This is a genomic window from Frigoribacterium sp. PvP032 (assembly GCF_017833035.1).
Lineage (GTDB): Bacteria > Actinomycetota > Actinomycetes > Actinomycetales > Microbacteriaceae > Frigoribacterium.
Genome location: NZ_JAFIBM010000001.1, coordinates 977,847 through 997,980 on the forward strand (window position 1 = coordinate 977,847; position 20,134 = coordinate 997,980).

General features: G+C 72.5%; 22 protein-coding genes and 1 pseudogene. 14 read left to right on the forward strand and 9 right to left on the reverse strand.

What is annotated here, in order from left to right; translation table 11 throughout:
• Nucleotides 1–197 precede the first annotated feature (197 nt).
• Genes JOE35_RS04490 through JOE35_RS04530 form a run of 9 tightly spaced genes read left to right on the forward strand, consistent with a single transcriptional unit; the run spans nucleotide 198 to nucleotide 9,143 of the window.
• On the forward strand, nucleotides 198–1,163 hold the full coding sequence (locus JOE35_RS04490) for a tripartite tricarboxylate transporter substrate binding protein (RefSeq protein WP_209560040.1): 966 nt from the start codon (nucleotides 198–200) through the stop codon (nucleotides 1,161–1,163).
• The gene (locus JOE35_RS04495; protein ID WP_209560041.1) at nucleotides 1,160–1,777 is read left to right on the forward strand and encodes a tripartite tricarboxylate transporter TctB family protein; all 618 of its coding nucleotides are present in this window, start codon (nucleotides 1,160–1,162) and stop codon (nucleotides 1,775–1,777) included. The genes JOE35_RS04490 and JOE35_RS04495 overlap by 4 nt, the downstream gene beginning before the upstream one ends.
• A gap of 12 nt (nucleotides 1,778–1,789) precedes the next feature.
• Nucleotides 1,790–3,340 carry a tripartite tricarboxylate transporter permease gene (locus JOE35_RS04500; RefSeq protein WP_209560042.1) on the forward strand — a complete coding sequence of 517 codons (1,551 nt, stop codon included), beginning with the start codon at nucleotides 1,790–1,792 and terminating at the stop codon, nucleotides 3,338–3,340.
• Nucleotides 3,337–4,341 (forward strand): sugar phosphate isomerase/epimerase, encoded by a 1,005-nt coding sequence (locus tag JOE35_RS04505; protein WP_209560043.1) that lies wholly within the window; start codon nucleotides 3,337–3,339, stop codon nucleotides 4,339–4,341. The genes JOE35_RS04500 and JOE35_RS04505 overlap by 4 nt, the downstream gene beginning before the upstream one ends.
• Nucleotides 4,338–6,125, forward strand: a complete 1,788-nt coding sequence (locus tag JOE35_RS04510; protein ID WP_209560044.1) for a dihydroxyacetone kinase family protein — start codon at nucleotides 4,338–4,340, stop codon at nucleotides 6,123–6,125. Before JOE35_RS04505 ends, JOE35_RS04510 begins: the two co-directional genes overlap by 4 nt.
• A 3-nt stretch (nucleotides 6,126–6,128) precedes the next feature.
• A complete protein-coding gene (locus JOE35_RS04515) occupies nucleotides 6,129–6,608 on the forward strand; it encodes a ribose-5-phosphate isomerase (RefSeq protein WP_209560045.1) in 480 nt (159 codons plus the stop codon).
• Complete coding sequence (locus JOE35_RS04520; RefSeq protein ID WP_209560046.1) at nucleotides 6,605–7,651, forward strand: 4-hydroxythreonine-4-phosphate dehydrogenase PdxA; 1,047 nt, start codon at nucleotides 6,605–6,607, stop codon at nucleotides 7,649–7,651. The genes JOE35_RS04515 and JOE35_RS04520 overlap by 4 nt, the downstream gene beginning before the upstream one ends.
• 2 nt (nucleotides 7,652–7,653) lie before the next feature.
• Nucleotides 7,654–8,418 carry a triose-phosphate isomerase family protein gene (locus JOE35_RS04525; RefSeq protein WP_307802933.1) on the forward strand — a complete coding sequence of 255 codons (765 nt, stop codon included), beginning with the start codon at nucleotides 7,654–7,656 and terminating at the stop codon, nucleotides 8,416–8,418.
• A gap of 50 nt (nucleotides 8,419–8,468) precedes the next feature.
• Complete coding sequence (locus tag JOE35_RS04530; RefSeq protein WP_192042644.1) at nucleotides 8,469–9,143, forward strand: GntR family transcriptional regulator; 675 nt, start codon at nucleotides 8,469–8,471, stop codon at nucleotides 9,141–9,143.
• A 19-nt stretch (nucleotides 9,144–9,162) separates the two neighbouring features.
• Here JOE35_RS04530 and JOE35_RS04535 read toward each other — a convergent pair whose 3' ends face one another.
• The 6 genes from JOE35_RS04535 to JOE35_RS04560 are packed head-to-tail and all read right to left on the reverse strand — an operon-like array spanning nucleotide 9,163 to nucleotide 15,386.
• Nucleotides 9,163–10,077 carry a phosphogluconate dehydrogenase C-terminal domain-containing protein gene (locus JOE35_RS04535; protein WP_209560047.1) on the reverse strand — a complete coding sequence of 305 codons (915 nt, stop codon included), beginning with the start codon at nucleotides 10,075–10,077 and terminating at the stop codon, nucleotides 9,163–9,165.
• On the reverse strand, nucleotides 10,070–10,879 hold the full coding sequence (locus JOE35_RS04540; RefSeq protein WP_209560048.1) for a sugar phosphate isomerase/epimerase: 810 nt from the start codon (nucleotides 10,877–10,879) through the stop codon (nucleotides 10,070–10,072). Before JOE35_RS04540 ends, JOE35_RS04535 begins: the two co-directional genes overlap by 8 nt.
• Entirely contained in the window at nucleotides 10,876–11,727 is an 852-nt protein-coding gene (locus tag JOE35_RS04545) for a triose-phosphate isomerase family protein (RefSeq protein ID WP_307802934.1), read from the reverse strand. Before JOE35_RS04545 ends, JOE35_RS04540 begins: the two co-directional genes overlap by 4 nt.
• The gene (locus JOE35_RS04550) at nucleotides 11,724–12,215 is read right to left on the reverse strand and encodes a ribose-5-phosphate isomerase (protein ID WP_209560049.1); all 492 of its coding nucleotides are present in this window, start codon (nucleotides 12,213–12,215) and stop codon (nucleotides 11,724–11,726) included. Before JOE35_RS04550 ends, JOE35_RS04545 begins: the two co-directional genes overlap by 4 nt.
• A 37-nt stretch (nucleotides 12,216–12,252) precedes the next feature.
• Entirely contained in the window at nucleotides 12,253–13,989 is a 1,737-nt protein-coding gene (locus JOE35_RS04555; protein WP_209560050.1) for a dihydroxyacetone kinase family protein, read from the reverse strand.
• A gap of 2 nt (nucleotides 13,990–13,991) precedes the next feature.
• Entirely contained in the window at nucleotides 13,992–15,386 is a 1,395-nt protein-coding gene (locus JOE35_RS04560; protein WP_307802935.1) for an MFS transporter, read from the reverse strand.
• Between the two features lie 173 nt (nucleotides 15,387–15,559).
• On the opposite strand from JOE35_RS04560, the gene JOE35_RS04565 reads away from it, so the two are divergent.
• Nucleotides 15,560–16,297, forward strand: a complete 738-nt coding sequence (locus JOE35_RS04565; protein WP_307802936.1) for a FadR/GntR family transcriptional regulator — start codon at nucleotides 15,560–15,562, stop codon at nucleotides 16,295–16,297.
• 28 nt (nucleotides 16,298–16,325) lie between these two features.
• Here the strand turns inward: JOE35_RS04565 and JOE35_RS04570 are convergent, their stop codons facing one another.
• Nucleotides 16,326–16,862, reverse strand: a complete 537-nt coding sequence (locus tag JOE35_RS04570; protein WP_209560052.1) for a hypothetical protein — start codon at nucleotides 16,860–16,862, stop codon at nucleotides 16,326–16,328.
• A gap of 99 nt (nucleotides 16,863–16,961) precedes the next feature.
• Between JOE35_RS04570 and JOE35_RS04575 the strand changes: the two genes are divergently transcribed.
• The 4 genes from JOE35_RS04575 (at nucleotide 16,962) to JOE35_RS04590 (ending at nucleotide 19,645) form a co-directional block, all read left to right on the forward strand.
• Nucleotides 16,962–17,549, forward strand: coding sequence for a DUF1349 domain-containing protein (locus JOE35_RS04575; protein WP_209560053.1), 588 nt, complete (start codon nucleotides 16,962–16,964; stop codon nucleotides 17,547–17,549).
• Nucleotides 17,550–17,622: 73 nt separating this feature from the next.
• On the forward strand, nucleotides 17,623–17,913 hold the full coding sequence (locus JOE35_RS04580; protein WP_209560054.1) for a hypothetical protein: 291 nt from the start codon (nucleotides 17,623–17,625) through the stop codon (nucleotides 17,911–17,913).
• A gap of 158 nt (nucleotides 17,914–18,071) precedes the next feature.
• Nucleotides 18,072–19,076 (forward strand): MerR family transcriptional regulator, encoded by a 1,005-nt coding sequence (locus JOE35_RS04585; RefSeq protein WP_209560055.1) that lies wholly within the window; start codon nucleotides 18,072–18,074, stop codon nucleotides 19,074–19,076.
• Between the two features lie 350 nt (nucleotides 19,077–19,426).
• The gene (locus JOE35_RS04590) at nucleotides 19,427–19,645 is read left to right on the forward strand and encodes a three-helix bundle dimerization domain-containing protein (RefSeq protein WP_209560056.1); all 219 of its coding nucleotides are present in this window, start codon (nucleotides 19,427–19,429) and stop codon (nucleotides 19,643–19,645) included.
• A 43-nt stretch (nucleotides 19,646–19,688) separates the two neighbouring features.
• Here the strand turns inward: JOE35_RS04590 and JOE35_RS16195 are convergent, their stop codons facing one another.
• Together JOE35_RS16195 and JOE35_RS16200 are read right to left on the reverse strand one after the other, a co-directional pair.
• On the reverse strand, nucleotides 19,689–19,910 hold the full coding sequence (locus JOE35_RS16195) for a VOC family protein (protein WP_374099720.1): 222 nt from the start codon (nucleotides 19,908–19,910) through the stop codon (nucleotides 19,689–19,691).
• Nucleotides 19,841–20,119: pseudogene (locus tag JOE35_RS16200) on the reverse strand (VOC family protein); the annotation flags it as partial. The gene JOE35_RS16195 and the pseudogene JOE35_RS16200, both read right to left, overlap by 70 nt.
• Nucleotides 20,120–20,134: the final 15 nt, after the last annotated feature.

Genomic DNA, 20,134 nt, shown 5'->3' on the forward strand with positions numbered 1-20,134 from the left:
GACTCTCTCGAGGCTGCCGGCGGCCGGTCGCCGTCGATCCTCCCTGCATGATGACGAGGGCTGGTCGACGACGTCAAGTGCAGGCTGCCTCCACTTGCATCTCGAGATCGGACTGGCGTAGATCCGATAGGATATGCGATAGTTGCCGAAGCGGGTGGTCTGCACCCGGGTGGAACCGATCACTGGAGATCAAGACGATGAAGTCACGTACCCCCCTCGTCGCCGGCCTGGCCGCGGCGTCCCTGCTCTGCCTTACGGCCTGCGGCTCCGCCGCGGGCGCAGGATCCTCCGACGGCGTGCCCGAGGGCAACGTCACCATGCTCGTGCCCATGGGCGCGGGCGGCGGCAGCGACCTCTCCGGGCGGGCCATCGCCTCCGGCCTCGAGGGCGGCACCGGCCTGAACGTCAGCGTCGAGAACCGCGAGGGCGGCTCCGGTGCCATCGGCTACTCGTACTTCCTGGGGCAGGAGGGCCGGAACGACCTGCTCCTCGCCGCGGAGACCGCGATGCTCGCGCTGCCCGTGACCCAGGACGTGCAGTTCACCTACGAGGACTTCACGCCGATCATGAAGGTCGGCGACGACTTCACGCTCATCGTCGTGCCCGCCGACAGCGACTACGACACCTGCACCGACGTCGTCGACGCCGCCGCCGACGAGCGCGTCGTCGCCGCAGTCTCGGGCTCGACGTCTCTCGACGAGATCGTCTTCACGCTCATCGAGCAGGAGGAGGGCGTCGAGTTCGACCGCGTGCCCTTCGAGTCGGGCAGCGAGGTGCTCACGGGCCTGCTCGGCGGGCAGGTCGACGTCGCGTCGCTCAACCCGGCCGAGGTCATCGCCCAGCTCGAGGCCGGTGACCTCAAGGCGCTCTGCGCCGTGGCGGAGGACCGCTACGAGTACGACGAGCTGGCCGACATCCCCACGGCCGCCGAGCAGGGCATCGACGTCGCCTTCGCCCAGTTCCGGGGCTTCATCGCGCCGGGCGGCATCAGCGAGGAGGCCGAGCAGTTCTGGATCGACGCCGGCCAGGCCTACGCCGACAGCGACGCCTACACCGAGTACGTCGAGAGCAACTACCTGCAGCCCAACGCACAGTACGGCGACGAGTTCACCACGTACCTCGGCGAGAACACCGCCGACCTCGAGAAGGTGTTCGGCGAGTGACCGCGGCGCAGCGCGGCGGCCTCGCCGCCAGCGCCGTCCTCGCGGCCGTGGGCGTCGCGGCCCTCCTCGGGGGCCTCGGCTACGGCGTGACCGTCGAGGGCGGCGAGATCGGCCCGGGCTTCCTGCCCGCGATGGCCGGCGGCCTGGTCGCGGTCTTCGCGGTCCTCGACCTGGTGGGGCGCCTCCGTCGCCGGTCCGACCGGCCCACGCAGGCCGAGCTCATCCTCGACACCGCGTCGCGCCCCGCGGACGGCGTCGTTCTCGGCGACCCCCTCGACCCGGGCGCCCCCACCACGAGCACGCAGTCGATCCACTCGCCCCTCGCCGGCGCCGACGACGCCGCCGGCGTCGACATCCTCGGCCGCACGCAGCGCCAGCGCAACCGCATGCTCGCCGTCGTGCTCGGCCTCGTGGTCGTGACGCTGGTCATGGTGCAGGTCGTCGGGTTCCTGCTCGCCTTCGTGCTGCTGCTCTTCGTGGTCGCCGTCTTCGTGGAGCGCCGCCGCGTGCTCCCCTCCGCCCTCGTGGCGCTCGCCGCCGGCGCGGTCACCTACGCCGTCTTCGTCGCCCTCCTCAGCGTGCCCCTGCCCCAGGGCCTGCTGGGCCTCATCTAGGGACTGGCCCTCATGATCGACAACCTCGTCCTCGGCTTCTCGACGGCGTTCACGCCCGAGAACCTGCTGTGGTGCTTCATCGGCGTCCTGCTCGGCACCGTGATCGGGCTCATGCCCGGCCTCGGCTCGACCACCGGCGTCGCCATCCTCATCCCCCTGACCCTCACCCTCGAACCGGTCACCGCGCTGATCATGCTCGCAGGGATCTACTACGGCGCGCAGTACGGCGGCACGATCACCAGCGTCCTCATCTCGACGCCGGGGGAAGCCGCCAGCGTGGTCACCACGCTCGACGGCTACCAGATGGCCAAGAACGGCAAGGCCGGCTCGGCCCTCGCCATCAGCGCCATCGGCTCGTTCGTCGCCGCGATCATCTCGCTGGCCCTGCTGATGTGGCTCGCACCGCCGCTGGCGGACCTGGCCCTGAACTTCGGCCCGGTCCAGAACCTGGCGATCATGATCCTGGGCCTCGTCATCGTCGTGAGCTTCGCGGGCGGCTCGCTGTCCCGCGGCCTCATGATGGCGGCCGCCGGCCTGCTCATCTCGACGGTCGGCGTCGCGACCGGGTTCAGCGACGCCCGCTTCACGTTCGGCAGCATCAACCTGCTGAGCGGCATCCCCTTCATCGAGGTGATGATCGGCCTGTTCGCAGTGGGCGAGGTGCTGCACCAGATCCGTCGCGGAGCCGACGCCCCGATCCGCACCCGCTTCCGCGACATGGTCATCAGCCGCAGCGAACTGAAGCGCAGCGCCGGTCCGATCCTCCGCGGCAGCGGCATCGGGTTCGTGCTCGGCATCCTGCCCGGCGCGGGCTCGACCCTCGCCTCGTTCATGGCCTACGGCATCGAGAAGCGGGTGTCGCCCCGCAAGGCGATGTTCGGCAAGGGCGCCATCGAGGGTGTCGCGGCCCCCGAGAGCGCCAACAACGCCGCCGCGAACGCCAACTTCGTGCCGACCCTCGCCCTGGGCATCCCGGGCGGCGGCACCACCGCAGTCCTGCTCGGCGCCTTCACGGTCTACGGGCTGCAGCCCGGCCCGCGCCTGTTCGAGACTCAGTCCACGCTGATCTGGGGCCTGCTCGTCTCGTTCTTCATCGGCAACGTCATGCTGCTCGTGCTGAACCTGCCGCTCGCGCCGGTCTTCGCGCAGATGCTCCGCATCCCCTACGGCTACCTGTACCCGATCATCCTGCTGACGAGCTTCGTCGGCGCGTACTCGGTCAGCAACAACATGTTCAGCGTGGTGCTCGTGCTGATCTTCGGAGTCGTCGGCTGGGTCATGAAGGAGCTGGACCTGCCGATGGCGCCGCTCGTGCTGGGCCTCGTGCTCGGCCCGCTGTTCGAGAAGGCCCTCGTGCAGACGTCGGCGATCGGCCAGGGCAGCTTCCTGGTGCTGCTGCAGAGCCCCATCAGCGTCGGCATCCTGCTCTTCGCCTTGCTGCTCATGGTCGGCCCCAAGCTGGCCGCCCGGTTCGCGGTCCGTCGAGGCCCTCGCGGAGCTGCCGCCGTCGACCCCGACGCGGCCGAGGCTCGCGAGCACGCGCGGGACGAGGCGGGACGATGAGCCCCTCCCGTGCGGACTGGCCCATCGCCGCGGCGATGCTCCAGTTCCCCGCCGTCGGCCGCGACGGCACGAGCACCCTCGACGCCGAGCCCGAGGTGTGGCAGGCCTCGTTCGAGGAGATCGCGGAGGCCGGGTTCGACCTCGTCGAGATCAACGACAACTGGCTGCGCGTCGGCGACCTTCCGGGCCGTCGGCTCGACGAGCTCGCCGCCGCCGGCCGGGCCGCGGGGGTCGACCTCACCAGCGTGTGCGTCGTCCGGTCGAGCGTCATCGACCCGGCGACCGGCTCCGAGAACCTCGCGTACAGCCACCGCACCCTCGAGGCCGCGGCCCGGCTGGGAGCAGGCGTCGTGTCGATCGGCTTCCACCGGCCCCTCACGCCCGAGCAACGCGAACGGCTCTGGTTCTGGACGGCCCAGGGCGAGGTCGACGCGCCCGACGACCCCGAGAACTGGCGGCTCGCCGTGCAGCGAGTCTCGGAGCTCGGACGGCACGCGGCCCAGCTCGGACTCGACCTGACCCTCGAGATGTACGAGGACACCTACCTCGGGACCGCTGCGAGCTCGGTGCGCCTCGTGGCCGAGGTGGGACTCGACAACGTCGGGCTCAACCCCGACGTCGGCAACCTCGTGCGCCTGCACCGCCCGATCGACGACTGGCGCGAGACGCTCGCGGCGACCCTGCCCCACGCCAACTACTGGCACGTGAAGAACTACCACCGTGACGAGGACCCGGCCACCGGCACCTACACGGCCCTGCCGGCTCCGCTCGAGCTCGGCCTCATCAACTACCGGCACGCCGTGCGCGACGCCGTCGAGGCGGGCTTCCGCGGCACCTTCGTCTGTGAGCACTACGGCGGGGACGGGCTCTCCGTCGCCGCCCTGAACAGGGACTACCTCCGCCGGGTGCTGCCCAGTGCCGCGCGGATGGCCGTCCTCGACGAGCAGGAGGCGCTGGTCGCCTCCTCCGTCACCGACCAGAGAGAGGAGATGGTGTCATGACCATCCTCGAGTACGACGCGACGACGTTCGCCGACGAGGCCCTCGACGGCTTCGCGGCCGCCCACGGGTCGCTCCGCCGCGTGGACGGCGGCGTCGTGCGACGCGACCGCCTGGCCGACGGCCAGGTCGCGGTCGTCGTCGGCGGCGGCTCCGGCCACTACCCGGCCTTCGCCGGGCTCGTCGGTCCCGGCCTGGCCGCCGGCGTGGCCTACGGCAACATCTTCGCCTCCCCGTCGGCCGGCCAGGTCTGCCGCGTCTCGCGGGCCGTCCAGCGCGGCGGAGGGGTGGTGCTGTCGTTCGGCAACTACGCCGGGGACGTGCTGAACTTCGGCCAGGCCGCCGAGCGCCTCCGGGCGGAGGGCGTCGACGTGCGCGTCGTCGCCGTGACCGACGACATCGCCAGCGGCGGTCGTGACGAGATCGCGAAGCGCCGGGGCATCGCCGGAGACCTCACGGTGTTCAAGGTGCTCGGCGCCGCGGCCGAGGCGGGCCACGACCTCGACCGCGTCGAGCAGCTCGGGCGCCGCGCGAACGACCGCACCCGTTCCTTCGGGGTCGCGTTCTCGGGCTGCACCCTGCCGGGAGCGACCGAGCCGCTCTTCACCGTGCCGGAGGGGCGCATGTCCATCGGCCTCGGCATCCACGGCGAGCCCGGCGTCGGCGAGGCGGACCTGCCGTCGGCTCGCGAGCTGGCCGAGCTGCTGGTGGGCTCGTTGCTCGCGGAGGCGCCCGAGGACGCTGGAGACCGGGTCGTCGTCCTGCTGAACGGCCTCGGCACCTACAAGTACGAGGAGCTCTTCGTGCTCTACGGCCACGTCGCGCGCCTGCTCGACGAGGCGGGCGTGACCATCGTGCAGCCCGAGGTCGGCGAGCTCGTCACGAGCCTCGACATGTCGGGCGTGTCAGCGACCTTCTTCTGGGTCGACGCCGAGCTCGAGCAGCTCTGGGGGAGCCCCGCCTCGAGCCCCGCCTTCCGCAAGGGTGCCGTCGAGACGCACGACGACCGCACCGGGGACGACCGCGCGCCCGACGAGGTGCCTGCCGTGCTCCCGGTCGACGACCTGCGTCACGCCCGCGTCGGCGGCCCCCTGCTGGCGGGGCTCGAACGCGTCGCGGAGATGGTGGTGGCGTCCGAGGACGAGTTCGGGCGCCTCGACGCGGTGGCCGGCGACGGCGACCACGGGATCGGCATGGCGCGCGGCATCACCGCGGCTCTGGCCTCGGCTCGTGCGGCCGTCGAGCGCGGGGCCGGTGTCTCCACGGTGCTGGCCGAGGCCGGCGAGGGCTGGGCGGAGCACGCCGGGGGCACCTCGGGCGCGCTCTGGGGCGTCTGCCTCACCAGCGCCGGGGCCGCCCTGGCCGCCGAGGCCGATCTCCGTGATCCGCGGGCCTCGGCACGCGCCGCCGCGGCGGGACTCGCGGCGATACAGCGTCTCGGCGGCGCCGAGGTCGGCGACAAGACCCTGGTCGACGCGTTCGTCCCCCTGGTCGATGCCCTGCACCGGGCGGCGGCGGACGGCCTGGACCTGCCGGACGCGTGGGCGCGTGCCGCAGAGGCAGCCGACGAGGCGGCCGACGCGACCGCGCACCTCCGCCCCCGCCTCGGCCGTGCCCGGCCCCTCGCCGAGAAGAGCGTCGGCCACCCGGACGCGGGCGCCGTCTCGTTCTCGCGCATCGCCGGCGTCGTCGCTCGTGAGACGGCGATCCCGATCGCGGCACCCGACGCCCCGACACCGACACCGACACCGACCCCGACCCTGATCCAGACCAGCCAGGAGGCCTGACCCGTGAGAGAACCACTGCGCATCGTCGTCGGCTGCGACGACGCCGGCTTCGAGTACAAGGAGAGGCTGCGCGCCGACCTCGAGGGCGACGACCGCGTCGCGAGCGTGGTCGACGTCGGCGTCGGCCCCGACGGGCACACCGCGTACCCGCACGTCGCGGTCGAGGCCGCCCGGATGGTCGCCGACGGCCGTGCCGACCGTGCCCTGCTGGTCTGCGGCACCGGGCTCGGGGTGGCGATCGCCGCGAACAAGGTGCCAGGGGTCCGTGCCGTGACAGCGCACGACGGCTTCTCGGTAGAACGAGCCGTGCTCTCGAACGACGCCCAGGTGCTCTGCTTCGGGCAGCGCGTCGTCGGCATCGAGCTCGCGCGCCGTCTCGCCTCGGAGTGGCTCGACCACCGCTTCGACCCCACCAGCGCGTCGGCCGCCAAGGTCGACGCCATCAGCTCGTACGAGGAATCCCCGGAAGGATCCGCAGCATGACCGTCAGCACACCTGCCTCCGCCAGCCACCACCGCGACGAGGCCGCAGACGGCGTCGCGCCACGTCCCCGCATCGCCCTGACCCTCGGGGACCCCGCCGGCGTCGGGCCCGAGCTCGCCGCCCGCCTCCTCGCCGATCCCGCCAACCTCGAGGCCGCCGACATCCTGGTGCTCGCCGACCGCGCCGAGCTCGACGCCGCGGCCGCCGTGATCGGCGTGACGATCCCGCTCAGCGACGTGCCCCGGCCCGGCTTCGCCATGCTGCTCGACGACGGGTCGGCGCCGGCGGATCCCATCCCCCCGCGCCAGGTCAGCAAGGAGGCGGGGGAGCGCGCCCTGCACCAGCTGCGGCGGGCCATCGACCTGGCCAACGCGGGCGAGGTCGGCGCCATCGTGTTCACGCCCTTGAACAAGACGAGCCTCCACCTCGGCGGCATGACCGAGGAGGACGAGCTGCGCTGGTTCGCCAAGGAGCTGCGCAGCGAGGGCGTCACGAGCGAGATCAACATCATCCCCGGCCTCTGGACGGCGCGGGTCACCTCGCACATCGGGATCCGCGACGTGGCCGACCGCATCACGACCCAGGGCGTCGTCGACGCGGTGCGGCTGCTCGACGAGCTGCTGCGGGACTCGGGCGTCGCGCACCCCAGGCTCGGCGTCTGCGGTCTCAACCCGCACAACGGCGAGAACGGCATCTTCGGCCGGGAGGAGATCGACGTGATCGCCCCCGGCGTGGCCCATGCTGCCGCAGGCGGGATCGACGTGGTCGGTCCGTTCCCCTCGGACACGATCTTCGTCGGTGCCCGCGAGCGCTACGACGGCATCGTCACGATGTACCACGACCAGGGCCAGATCGCCATCAAGCTGCTCGGCTTCGACGGCGGGGTCACCGTGCAGGGCGGCCTGCCCGTCGTCATCGCGACGCCCGCGCACGGCACGGCGTTCGACATCGCCGGGACGGGAGTCGCCAGTGTCACGTCGAGCCAGCGTGCGCTCGACGTCGCCATCGCGGTGGCCGGCCGTCGCGCCGTCCGCCAGCCCTGACCGTGCTCGTCGGGATCAGCACCAAGGCGTACCTCTCGAGGGCGCGCACCCTCGGGTGGTTGGCGGAGCTGGCCGACCTGGCCAGGGACCACGTGGCGGTGCGCAGCGGTGCGGTCGAGCTCGTCGTGGCCCCCTCGACGCCGCTGCTCGAGGCGGCGGTCCGGCTGCTGGACGGGACGGGCGTCGCGATCATGGCGCAGGACGTCAGCCGCTTCGCCGGAGGCGCGGTGACCGGCGAGGACGTCGCGTCGCTCCTCGCAGACCTGGGCGTCACGTACGTCGAGGTCGGCCATGCCGAGCGTCGCAGGCTGCTCGGCGAGACGGACGCGGTGGTCGCGGAGAAGGTCCTGCGCAGCCGGGAGGCGGGGCTCGTGCCGTGGCTCTGCGTGGGGGAGGAGACACGGGTCGGCCCCGTGGAGGCCGCGGCGTCGTGCCTGGCCCAGGTCGCCGCCGCCGCGGGCGACGGGCCGCTCGTCGTGGCCCACGAGCCCGTCTGGGCCATCGGGGCGGCGAAGCCGGCACCCGCCGACCACGTCGTGGGAGTCGCGAAGACGCTCAGGGCGGGACTGCCCGAGGGAGTCGCCGGTGCGCGGCTCGTCTACGGGGGCAGCGCCGGGCCGGGACTGCTGGCGGCGACGGCGCCGGCTGTCGACGGGCTCTTCCTCGGGAGGCGTGCCCACGACGTCGCCGGGGTGGCGAGCGTCCTCGACGAGGCGCTCGCCGCCTCCCTTCGTTCCTCACGCATCACGGGACAGCGGGCGTCATGAGCTTGCCTATAGGAAAGACGACCGTTCCCGGCGTGTGGAACACTGGGCGGATGCCAGCCACCGACGGACAGCGCCGACCGAAGCGGGTGTCCTTGTCGGACGGTGTCTACGACGAGCTGCTCCGCAGGCTCTTCGACGACACGCTGCCCCCGGGGACGCCGCTCAACATCGACGCCCTGGCTCGCGACCTCGACGTGTCGCAGACGCCGATCCGGGAGGCGCTGGCGCGACTCGAGTCGACCGGTCTCGTCACCCGAGCTGCCCTGCGGGGCTACCGGGCGGCTCCGCTGCTGACCGGCGCCGAGCTCGACGATCTCATGCACGCGCGCGGCGTCATCGAGCCCGCGGTCGCACGGCTCGCCGCTCCCCGGCGCACTGACGCCTTCATCTCGGCCCTCGACGAGACCGTGACCCGTCTCGCCGAGGCGCCGAAGGGGCCGACCTTCGCCGAGTACCACGCCTACTGGGAGGCCGACGAGACCTTCCACGAGCTGATCGCGCAGCAGGCCGCGAACCCGTTCCTGCACCGCGCGTTCGAGTCGCTCGGCGGGCAGGCGCAGCGGTTCCGGATGTTCGGCGGGCTGGGCGTCAGCGACGCCGACCACGCGATCCGCGAGCACCGGGCAGTGCGCGACGCGCTCGACTCGGGCGACCCGGACGCAGCGGGGACGGCCATGCAGGCCCACGTCGACGCGGTGCGCGGGCGGGCCGCCGCCGAGGCGTGACCGGCCCGCGCACGACGGCCTAGCGGCGGACGGCGTCGATCTTCAGCATGCGCGCGATGACGCTGTCGAGCTGGCTGTCGTCGAAGATCTTCTTCCAGTCGTCCTTGATGATCGACTCGCGGCCGTAGTCCATGGCGATGTGGCAGGCGTCGCTGAACGGGTTCGAGCCGCGAAGGCCGTTGGTCAGCGCGATCCAGGTGTGGCCGTAGAGCATCGCTCGGGCAGCCTCGTAGGGGACGCCGACGCCGTCGACGGTCTCCTCGAGGGCCTCCTTCAGGAACGCGCCGATCATGCAGGCCATCGTCTCGACGAGGGTCGGCTCGAGGACGGCGAGCTGCTTCACCGTGACGTAGTGCACGGCGATGACGGGGGCGTAGATCGTCGAGATGACCTGGGTGGCGAGCTCGCGGACGGGCGAGTCCTCGTCCACTCCCTCGAGGGCCGCGACGACCTCCTGCGGTGCCGCGACGCCGCCGAACGTGTCGGCCCACTCCTCCTTCGTGGTGCGCTCGAGGAACACCGACGGGTGGCACGGGTGCGCGACCGCGTAGTGGATGTCCTCGCGCACGGCGAGGAGGCCGGCGTAGGCGGCGGCCGGGTCGAGGGTGAGGATGACCGCGCCGCTCTTCATGGCCGGCACGACCTGCTCGGAGACCTTGCCGAGCACCACGTCGGGCACGGCGAGGATGACGACGTCGGCGTCGGCGACTGCGGCGTCCGTGGGGGTGACCGTGCGGCCGAGCGACTCGATCAGCTCGACGCCGGCGGGCGACGCCTCGCTGTAGAGGGTCGTGTAGGCGCTCTTGGCGAGGTTGTTCGAGACGCGCTGGCCCATCTTGCCGCCGGCGCCGATGACGGCGACCGTCACGTCGGGCGAGCCCTGGCCGTCGGCGTACGTGATGCTCGGGCTGGTGGTGTCGAGGGTGTCAGTCATTGTTCTTGCTCCTTAGCTGAGAGATGGTTCGTGTCGTCCACTCGGCTTCGAGCCGCGTGGTGGTCTCGGGGTCGCCCTGCCAGGGCAGCCAGTGCTCGACGACCTGGTTGACGTGGCTGGCGCCGCCGTCGCGTTCGTCGAGCGCCGCGCGGATCCCGTCGTAGTCGAGGCGGCCCTCGCCGAGCGGGGTGCTGGTGAGGGCGAAGCCGACCCAGCCGTCCTTCCGCGAGAAGGCGAAGTCCTTGACGTGCCAGTTGGCGACGAAGGGCAGGCAGCGGGCGGTCACGTCGGCCGGGTGCTCCAGGTTCGCGACCGTGTTCGCCGGGTCGAGCACGATGCCGAGCCGAGGGCTGCCGACGCGGCTCACCACGTCGACGAGCTCGGCCGAGCCGACCTGCTCGTAGGTCTCCAGGGCGAGGGTGACCCCCGCCTCCTCGAACTCGGGCAGCACCTCGCGCAGGCGGCGCTCGGTCTCGACCGCGTCGGGCCGGTCGTCGCCGGCGGTCCACATGCTGCGCACCAAGGAGGCGCGGAGCGCGACCGCGAGACGCAGCCAGGTCCGCAGCACGGCCGGCTGCGTGCCGCGGGTGCCGAGCTCGAGGGTCAGCCCGAGCTCGTCGGCGAGGCGCCTGAGGGCCGCGAGCTGGTCGTCGTCGTACCCGGCGAGCGGGGCGTGGTCGCAGATCTGGAACAGCCGCACGCCCTGTGCAGCAGTGTCGCGCAGCATGTCGTCGAGCGTCGACGGTTCAGGAACGAGGTCGCTGCCGCGCCAGAAGTAGGCGTAGGTGCTGAGGCCGATCACGACGTCACCTGAGTTCTCGACGCGGTCGTCGACGCCGACGCTGGTGTCGACGCTGCCGCGTCGAGCGCGAGCGCCTCGTCGAGGATGCGCTCGACCGCGGACGGGTCGTGGGCGAAGCGCCCGAGGAACAGACCCCGCACGTCGCCGCCGAGGTCGGTGAGCAGCCCCGGCCCGGCGCTGCCGCCGTAGATGACGCGGCTGCCCGACCGTCGGGGGAGCTCCGCGAGACGTTCCTCCACTGCGGCCACGACGGTCGCGATGTGGTCGGCCGACGCCGGCGTCGGGGCCCCGATGGCCCAGACCGGCTCGTAGGCGACCAGGAGGGGCCCGTCGAGTCCTGCGTCGTCGGCCGCGGCCAGGGCGGCGTCGATCTGCGCGGCCACCTCGAGCGCGGCGATCGCGGGCGGCGCCTCCTCCGACTCGCCCACGCACAGCAGCGGGGTGATGCCGTTCCGCAGCGCGGCCGCCGTCTTGGCGGCCACGACCGCGTCGTCCTCGTGGAACAGGGTGCGCCGCTCGGCATGGCCGATCTCGGCCAGCGTGCAGCCGATCTCGGCCAGCTCGGCACCGCTGACCTCGCCGGTGAAGGCACCGGCGTCGTGGGTCGCGATGTCCTGGGCGCCGAGCCGCACGCCCGTGCCGGCCAGCGCCTCCCTGACGGGGACGAGGGCCGGGAACGACGGGACGACGAAGAGGTCGACCACGCCGTCACGGACGGCGGGGTGACGGCGCGCGACGTCCGCGACCTCGGCGGCCCACGCGACCGACCGAGCGTGCGAGAAGTACATCTTCAGGCTCACCCCGATCGTGAAGGGGGCCGACGAGGCGGAGCTCACGGCGTCGCTCACGCCCGGGCGTCGATGCCGACGGGCTCGCCCGAGCCGTCGTAGCCGCAGATCGCCGCGACCTTCTCGGCCGAGGCGCTGGAGGTGTCGAAGCGGTAGGTGAGGAACTCCTTCGCCAGGCGCCGCATCAGCTCGACCCCGATGACGCGCTGGCCCATGCAGAGCACCTGCGCGTCGTTCGACAGGACGGAGCGCTCGACCGAGAAGGTGTCGTGCGCCGTGACGGCGCGGACGCCGGGGACCTTGTTGGCGGCGATGGCCACGCCGAGGCCGGTGCCGCAGAGCAGGATCGCCCGGTCGGCCTTCCCCTCGGCGACCATCCGCGCGGCGTCGACGGCGACGTGCGGGTAGGCCGTGTGGCCGTCGGCCGAGACGCCGACGTCGACGACGCTCGCGACGCCGTCGTTCGCGGCGAGGTCCTTCTTCAGGATCTCCTTGTAGTCGAACCCGGCGTCGTCCGATCCGACGACGATGCGCAGCTGGTCAGTCATGGTGGTGCCTTTCGTGAAGAGGGGGAACGGCGGCCGGTCAGGCCACTGAGGTCGGCTCGAGGACGCGTCCGACGGCTCGGGCGATGAGGCCGAGGGAGGTGGCGCCCGCGTCGGGCGTGCCGAGGCTCTTCTCGGCATGGGGGCGGGCGCGGCCCATCTTCGGGAGGAGATCCGCGGTCGCGGCCGCCTGCACGACGGCGGTCTCCGCCGCCTCCGCCCACGCCGTGGCGAGGTCGGCCCCGTCGTCGACCGACTGCGCGAGCGCGTCCCGGAAGGGGACGAGCGCGTCGACCATCGTCTTGTCGCCCACGACCGCGCCGAACTCGAGGATCGCCTCCGTCGCGTCCTCGACGCCGCGCGTGACGCTCGCGCGGTGCGGGGCGTCGTCGTCGCCGACCGCGGCCCCGACGGCGGCGAGTGCCGCGCCCCAGAGGGCGCCGGAGGTGCCGCCGGCCCGGTCGGACCACGCGTCGCCGGCGACGTCGAGCACGGTGCCGGCACCGGCGCCCGCGAGGACGGCGTCGCGCGCCGCCGCGACGGCGGCGTGCACCCCGCGCTGCATCCCGATGCCGTGGTCGCCGTCCCCGGCGACGGCGTCGATGCGCCCGAGCTCGTCGGCGTGCTCGTCGACTGTCTCCTGCGTGGCGACCAGGGCCGCCAGCACGAGCTGCGCAGCGTGCTGCGACACGGGGCTGGACGGGGGGACGGCCGAGGCGACCAGCGCCTCCTGCTCGTCGTCGTCCGAGCGGTCGGCCGTGACGACCGAGCCCTTCTTGTAGGCGGGCGCGTCGACGGGAGCCGCCCAGAGGCGCTCGAGCTCGTCGTCGAGCCAGAAGAGGGTCAGCGAGACCCCGGCCATGTCGAAGCTCGTGACGAGCTCGCCGACCTCGGGCTCGACGACCTCGACCCCGGCGTCGCGCAGCAGCGCGTCGACCTTGGCGTAGACGACGAAGAGCTCTTCGTACTTCACCGAGCCGAGGCCGTTGAGCAGCACCGCGACGCGGCCGCCGCGCGCCTGCTCGACACCGTCGGGCAGCTCGGCGTCGGCGAGCAGCGACCCGACCAGCAGCTCGGCGAGGCCGTTCGCGGTCGGGACGTCCGCCTCCCCGATGCCCGGCTCGCCGTGGATGCCCATGCCGACGGCCATGCGGCCCTCCGGCACGGTGAAGAGCGGCTGCTCCGCGCCGGGCAGCGAGCAGCCGGAGAAGGCGACGCCGAAGCTGCGGGTGCGCTCGTTCGCCTTGGCGGCGACGCGGACGACCTCGTCGAGGGAGGCGCCCTCCTCGGCGGCGGCGGCAGCCGACTTGAAGACGGTGAGGTCGCCGGCGATGCCGCGGCGCTTGTGCTTCTCGTCGACCGAGGCGCTCGAGATGTCGTCGGTGACGACGACGGTGCGCGTCTCGACTCCCTCGGCGACGAGCTTCTGCTGGGCCTTGTCGAAGTTGAGGACGTCGCCGGCGTAGTTTCCGTAGCTCAGCAGCACGCCGCCGCCGCTCTGTGCCGACTTCGCCACCGACCGCACCTGCTGCCACGAGGGCGAGGCGAAGAGGTTGCCGAGGGCCGCGCCGTGGGCGAGCCCCTGGCCGACGAGGCCGCCGAAGGCCGGGTAGTGGCCGGAGCCGCCGCCGACCACGAGGGCGACGGAGCCGGGCGTCGACCGCGTCGCGCGGACCACGCCGCCGTGGACCCGGCGCACCCAGCGCTGGTTCGCGGCGACGAAGCCGTCGATCATCTCGTCGGCGAAGTCGCTCGGTTCGTTGTAGAGGCGGGTCATGATCAGTCGAGTCCGGCGGTCGCGGCCAGGTCGGCCTGCTCGCGGGGGCTGAGGGTGCCCTCTGGCTTCTTCATCCGGCTGAGGACGATCATCAGCGCGGCCGAGAGGAGCATGAAGAACCCGACGATGAACATCGGGGCGCGGTAGTCGCCGGTCACGTCCGTGACCAGGCCCGTGATGTACGGGGCGCTGAACCCGGCGAGGTTGCCGACGGTGTTGATCAGCGCGATGCCGGCAGCCGCAGCGACGCCCGTCAGGAACTGGGTGGGCAGGGTCCAGAAGTTCGGCAGCGCGGCGAAGATGGCCATCGCCGTGATCGCGATGACGGCGATCGTGAGCGCGGGGGACTGGGCGTAGAGGGCGAGCGGGATGCTCAGGCCGCCGACGACGGCCGGGATGACGATGTGCCAGGTCCTGAGACCACGGCGAGAGGCGTCACGCGACCAGAAGTACAGGGCGAGGGCGGCGGGCACGTAGGGGATGGCCGTGATGAAGCCGCGCTGGGTCACGGTGAACTCCGTGCCGAACTGCTCCTGGAAGCCGCCGATGATCGTGGGCAGGAAGAACGCGAGTGCGTAGAGGCCGTAGATGAAACCGAAGTAGATGAACGAGAGCATCCAGACGCGGCCGTTCTTGAAGACGACGCCGAGGCCGGGGTGCTTGCCCGAGGTCGAGACGGCGCCGGTCTTCGTCGAGGCCTCCTTGACGAGTGCCTGGGTGAGCCAGACCTGCTCCTCCTTCGTCAGCCACTTGGCGTCGGCGGGCTTGTCCTTGAGGTAGAACCAGGCGACGATCCCGATGACGATCGCGGGGATCGCGACGCCCATGAACATGAAGCGCCAGCCCTCGAGCCCGAAGAAGACGCCGTCGTGGCTGATGAGCCAGCCCGCGAGCGGGGCGCCGATCACGGTGGTCAGGGGCTGCGCCAGGTAGAAGAGCGCGAGGATCTTGCTGCGGTGCGCCGCGGGCACCCAGAGGCTCAGGAAGAGGATGGCGCCGGGGAAGAAGCCCGCCTCCATCACGCCGAGCAGGAACCGCAGCGCGACGAGCTGCTCGAAGTTCTGCACCCAGGTGAAGAGCAGCGCCACGATGCCCCAGGTCACCATGATGCGGGCGAGCCACTTGCGAGCGCCGAACTTGTGCAGGGCGAGGTTCGACGGCACCTCCAACAGGATGTAGCCGATGAAGAAGACGCCGGAGGCGAAGCCGAACTGGGCGGCCGACAGCGCGAGGTCGGACTCCATGCCGTTCGGCGCCGCGAAGCCGATCGCGGTGCGGTCGAGGTAGTTGATGAAGAACATCAGCGCGACGAACGGCACCAGGCGGATGGCGACCTTGCGGATCGCGGACTTCTCGACGGCGCTCTGGGGCGCGGTCGTCTGGGCGGGGGTGTCCACAGTGACTCCTAGGGATCTAACGACGTTGTCGGATGACGTCCGCGACCGATGTCGACGACGTGCGGAGATCATCGTGCCTCCGTAGGGCCCAACTTGTCAACCGGTTGACCAATTGAGCCCAGTCGAACGAGCAGGAGGCTCGTGATCGTGGTGCCGCTCGGTAAGCTCCCCCCGTGCCGGCATATCCAGAGAGCGACCCCACGAGCCTCGATCTCGAGCTCGAGATGGTCCCGCGCGGAACAGCGGTCAGCGAGGTCGTGAAGCAGCTCGTCGGGCTGCTGACGGCGGGCGAGCTGGCCCCCGGCTCGCGCCTCCCGCCCGAGCGCCAGCTCGCGGAGCGGATCGGCGTGGGGCGGTCGGCCGTCCGCGAGGCCCTGGCCGCCCTCGAGATCCTCGGCGTGGTCACGGTCCGCCCCGGGTCCGGCACCTACCTTCGTGACCAGGCGTCAGAGCTGCTCCCGACCACCCTCAGCTGGGGCCTCATGCTCAACGCGGCTCGGACGCGAGAGCTCATCGAGGTGCGGGGCGGCCTCGAGATCCAGGCGGCCGCGTACGCCGCGGAGCGGGCCAGCGACGCGGACATCGACGCGATGCGGGGCTACATCGCCGTCATGGCCGACTCGCTCGACGACCTGGACGGGTTCCTGCAGGCCGACATCCGCTTCCACCTGCAGATCGCCGTGAGCGCCGACAACATGGTGCTCAAGGACCTCCTGCAGAGCACCAGGTCGCTGCTCCGCCTCTGGGTGGAGCGCGGGCTGAGCGAGCGGAGCCAGGCTGAGGCTGCCTACCGGGAGCACCGAGCGGTCTTCGAGGCCATCGAGGCACACGACCCGGACGCGGCCCTCGCGGCCATGCGGGAGCACATGGCCACGGCTGCCGACCGCGTCAGGAGCGCGCCGGTCGCCTGACGCCACGGGGCGGTCCGGTCGACGTTCCCTAGCCGCCGGCAGCGCGGGACGCGCTGATCACGATCGGCGATCCTGCCGCCGCGCAGGCGTCGCTGACGGCGCGGCGCGCATCGTCGTAGCTCGCCGACGTCGGGTCGAGGGCGTCCGTCGAGCGTGCGAGGGCGGACAGCTGATCGAGGGCCGCCGAGACGTCGCGATCGCTCGAGTCGAGGTTGCCGAGGGGCTCGGTCGCGCCCTGCAGCCGGGCCTGGTACCCGCGCTCGTCCAGGACTCCGACGTCCCGGTCGATCAGCGCGTTCGAGATGACGGTGACGTACGCGGACACCTGACCGCACGTGCTCGACGCGCTGACGTCGGGGTCGGGGAACGGGTCGCCCGCGGCGTCGGTCACGCCCGGCGCGCCGGTCTCGCCCACCGCGCCGGTCTCGCCCGTCACGGCCTCGTCGCTGGTCGCGACCGGCGGAGGAGGTGCGCTGCCGTCCTCGGGGGTCGTGCACCCGACCAGCGCGGTCACGCACGCGACCGCCAGCAGGAGGGGCGTGCCCCGTCGCCTGAGAGATGCCATCCGTCCGCCCCCGTCGTCGATCCAGGGACAGCGTAGGGGCTGCGGGGCGCCCGGCGAGCACGAGTCGCGCGGCACCCCGGTCGTGGGAGGATCCGCACCATGACCGACATCGACTGGAACTCCGGCACCTGGACGACGGCCCCTGCACAGGTGCACGTCGCGTCCGACGGCATGCACGTGACGGCCGTCGAGGGGAGCGACGCCTGGCGCACCACCTCCTACGGCTTCGTGCACGACACCGAGCACGCTCTGCTCGTCCCGTTCGGGCAGGACACGGCCCAGGAGGTGACGTTCCGGCTGGACTTCACCGCCCAGTTCGACCAGGCGGGCATCTTCGTCAAGGTCGACGACGAGACCTGGACCAAGGCCGGGGTCGAGCGGAGCGACGGCGAGGAGAGCCTGGGCGCGGTCGTCACGCGGGGCGTGTCCGACTGGTCGCTCTCGCCGGTGCCCGGCTGGCACGGACGGGACGTGACGATCCGCGCCAGCCGCTCGGGCGACGCGCTCACCGTCCGCGCCCGCGTGGACGACGAGCCGTGGCGGCTCGTGCGGGTGGCGCCGCTCGACCCGGACGCCCGCGTCTCGGCGGGGCCGATGTGCTGTGCCCCGTCGCGCGGCGACCTGACCGTCCACTTCACCTCGTGGACGACGGGCGCGGCCGACGCGAGCCTGCACCCCGAGAGCTGAGGAGGCGGCGAGCCGAGTGCCCGTCGGCCGCGGAGACGGTAGACAGGAGTCCCCGAACAGCGACAGGAGCACCATGACCGACCCCGACGAGCCCGCTGGCTCTGCCGCGGATCGCCGCTTCCGCGAAGCGCTCCGCGAGGGCCTCGCGGCCGCCGAGCGTGAGAGCCAGGGCGAGGGGTCCGCCGCCGCCGAGCTCGACGAGCCTCGAGGGGACCGGCCGGTGCTCGCTCCCGCGAAGCCTCCCCGGGCCCGCTCCGAGGTGTTCATGGACTGGGCTCCCCTCGCCGTGGGGGTGCTCGCGATCGTCGCTGTCGTCGGCATCGCCCTCTACGGGATCAACGGCGGCGACCTCGGCCCCTGGTGAGCGCGGGTCCCCCCGCGAAAGCGACGAACCGACGTGATGTTCCGCGTCGTCTTGTCGCTTTCACGACGTGACCCGGCCGGCGACTTGCTCCTGACGCGACGTCATGTGGTCGGGTGGAGTTCATCAACTCACCTCCAGCCCCACAGGAAGGCCCCGCCGTGTCCTCGTCCTTCGTCCCGCCTCGTCAGGTCGCCATCGGCGACGCCGCGACCTTTGCCGGCACGACGCCCCGCGCCATCCGGCACTACCACTCGCTGGGGCTGCTGCCCGAGCCCGAGCGTGACGGCGGCGGGCGTCGCCGCTACGACTACGACGACATGATCCGGCTGCTCTGGATCCGCAAGATGACCGACGCGGGGATCGCTCTCGGGGACATCCGCGACGCCTTCGCGGGTCCGGCCGCCTCCGGTGCTGACGCCTCCGGTGCTGCTGGCTCCGGCTCGCCGGACGGCGCCGCCGCGGGTGAGCCCGACGTCGCCGCCGTGCTCGAGCAGCTGGAGGCGACGCTCGAGGCGAAGGAGGCGGAGCTGCAGCGCCAACGAGCTGCGGTCGGCCGCATGCGAGCCCTGGGCAGCCGGACCGGCCTGCTCGACGCGTTCGTCTCCCGTCGGCTCACGCGCCTGCCCGAGGGCTCGCTCCGGCAGGACGACCTCGACACCCTGCTCGTCACCGAGCGGATCTTCGGCCCGCTCGGCGCCGCCGTGCAGGCCGGCCGGTTCGTCGCGCTCGCCACGAGCCCTGGGCTGCGGGCCGAGTCCGATCGCGTCGACGCGGCCGAGCAGGCTCTCGACGACACGGTCGCGGTCGACGACCCTCGCGTGGCCGAGGTGGCCGCCCAGCGGCACGCCTTCGAGGAGGCGCTGCTCGCGGTCATCGAGGAGTCCGGCCAGGACGCGGAGGACGACGCGCTCTTCGCGGCCTGGGACGAGCTGCACCCGGAGGGGGCCGAGCCGGACGCCGGGGCCGACGGCGGGTCCGGCTCCGCGTCCGGGTCCGGTGGCCGACGGAGGTCACGAAGCCTCGCGGACGCCGTCGGCATGGTGCCCTACGACTTCTCCCCGGCCAGGGCCCGCTGCCTGGAGCTCTCCCTCGAGCTGTCCCTGGCCGGCGCCGCCGACGAGTCGAGCGCGAGTGCGAAGGCACGCGCGGGCGCGTCTTCCTGACCTCTCCGTTCGCGCAAGCACCCGCCGGTACGCGACGGGCGCCTCCCGGGTCGGCTCACAGCGTCGTCGGCAGCACCCCGCCTGGGCCAGCTCACCGGTCGCCTCGCCGAGGCCGCCGGCCCTGGGTCGGCGTGGTCGCCGTCGCCTGAGCACCAAGGCCGGTGAACCGGCACGAAGTGCTCCAGCAGGGGCGGAGCAGAGCGTTCTCCGCCGGTTCACCAGGTCGTCCGGGGTGAGAGGCCTCAGATCGACCCCAGGAGGTGCGGGGAGGTCGATCCGAGGCCTCTCGCCAGCACGGCGACGCGGAGAGTTCACTTGCGGCGCAGCTCGCCAGGGCACAAGCTGCGGCCATGAAGACACCGAGCGAAGATCAGGCGGTCGACCAGGTCGTCGACCGGATGAGCACGAAGTACCCGCTGATGGCTCGCAGCCACATCCAGGGCATGGTCAGCCAGGTGCACGCCGGGTTCCTCGGGAGCCCCGTCCGCAGCTACGTCCCCGTCCTGGTCGAGCGCCAGGTGAAGGCGCGCCTCGCGCAGGAGGCGCTGGCCCTGGCCGCTGCCGGCTGAGGCCGGCCGCGCCCCCGAGTCCCGCAGCCCACCGGGCAGCAGGTCACCAGGCCGTCGGGTCGTCCGCCCCCTCGGCGACGAAGATGCAGAACGGGTGCCCCGCAGGGTCGGTGAACACGTACAGCGCCTCCTCGGGGTCCGCGCTCTGGTCGTCCACGACGGTCGCGCCCCGCGAGACGGCGCGGGCGCGGTGCTCCTCGAGCTCGGCGGCGCGGCGACCATGAAGTCGAGGTGCAGCTGCTGCGGCACCGGCCCGTCGGGCCAGGTCGACCGGGGCAGCTGGGCCACCCGCTGGAAAGCGAGCCGCACCCCGGCAGGAGTCCGGAACGCCACCCACTCGGCGTCGTCGTCGGTCCCGTCCGCGGCAGGCTCGTCGCCGGGGCGATACTGGCCGCCGACCAGCCCGAAGTAGAAGCTCGCCAGGGCGCGCGCGTCCTCGGCGTCGAGGACGGTCTGTCGCAGGTGGATGGTCATGGCGGCAGGGTACGC

Excerpts from the sequence above, each read along its gene's own strand:
- JOE35_RS04500 (WP_209560042.1), top strand. The coding sequence starts at position 1,790 with ATGATCGACAACCTCGTCCTCGGCTTCTCGACGGCGTTCACGCCCGAG.
- JOE35_RS04505 (WP_209560043.1), top strand. The coding sequence starts at position 3,337 with ATGAGCCCCTCCCGTGCGGACTGGCCCATCGCCGCGGCGATGCTCCAG.
- JOE35_RS04575 (WP_209560053.1), top strand. The coding sequence starts at position 16,962 with ATGACCGACATCGACTGGAACTCCGGCACCTGGACGACGGCCCCTGCA.
- JOE35_RS04570 (WP_209560052.1), bottom strand. The coding sequence starts at position 16,862 with ATGGCATCTCTCAGGCGACGGGGCACGCCCCTCCTGCTGGCGGTCGCG.
- JOE35_RS04490 (WP_209560040.1), top strand. The coding sequence starts at position 198 with ATGAAGTCACGTACCCCCCTCGTCGCCGGCCTGGCCGCGGCGTCCCTG.
- JOE35_RS04530 (WP_192042644.1), top strand. The coding sequence starts at position 8,469 with ATGCCAGCCACCGACGGACAGCGCCGACCGAAGCGGGTGTCCTTGTCG.
- JOE35_RS04520 (WP_209560046.1), top strand. The coding sequence starts at position 6,605 with ATGACCGTCAGCACACCTGCCTCCGCCAGCCACCACCGCGACGAGGCC.
- JOE35_RS04580 (WP_209560054.1), top strand. The coding sequence starts at position 17,623 with ATGACCGACCCCGACGAGCCCGCTGGCTCTGCCGCGGATCGCCGCTTC.
- JOE35_RS04510 (WP_209560044.1), top strand. The coding sequence starts at position 4,338 with ATGACCATCCTCGAGTACGACGCGACGACGTTCGCCGACGAGGCCCTC.
- JOE35_RS04590 (WP_209560056.1), top strand. The coding sequence starts at position 19,427 with ATGAAGACACCGAGCGAAGATCAGGCGGTCGACCAGGTCGTCGACCGG.
- JOE35_RS04550 (WP_209560049.1), bottom strand. The coding sequence starts at position 12,215 with ATGACTGACCAGCTGCGCATCGTCGTCGGATCGGACGACGCCGGGTTC.
- JOE35_RS04535 (WP_209560047.1), bottom strand. The coding sequence starts at position 10,077 with ATGACTGACACCCTCGACACCACCAGCCCGAGCATCACGTACGCCGAC.
- JOE35_RS04555 (WP_209560050.1), bottom strand. The coding sequence starts at position 13,989 with ATGACCCGCCTCTACAACGAACCGAGCGACTTCGCCGACGAGATGATC.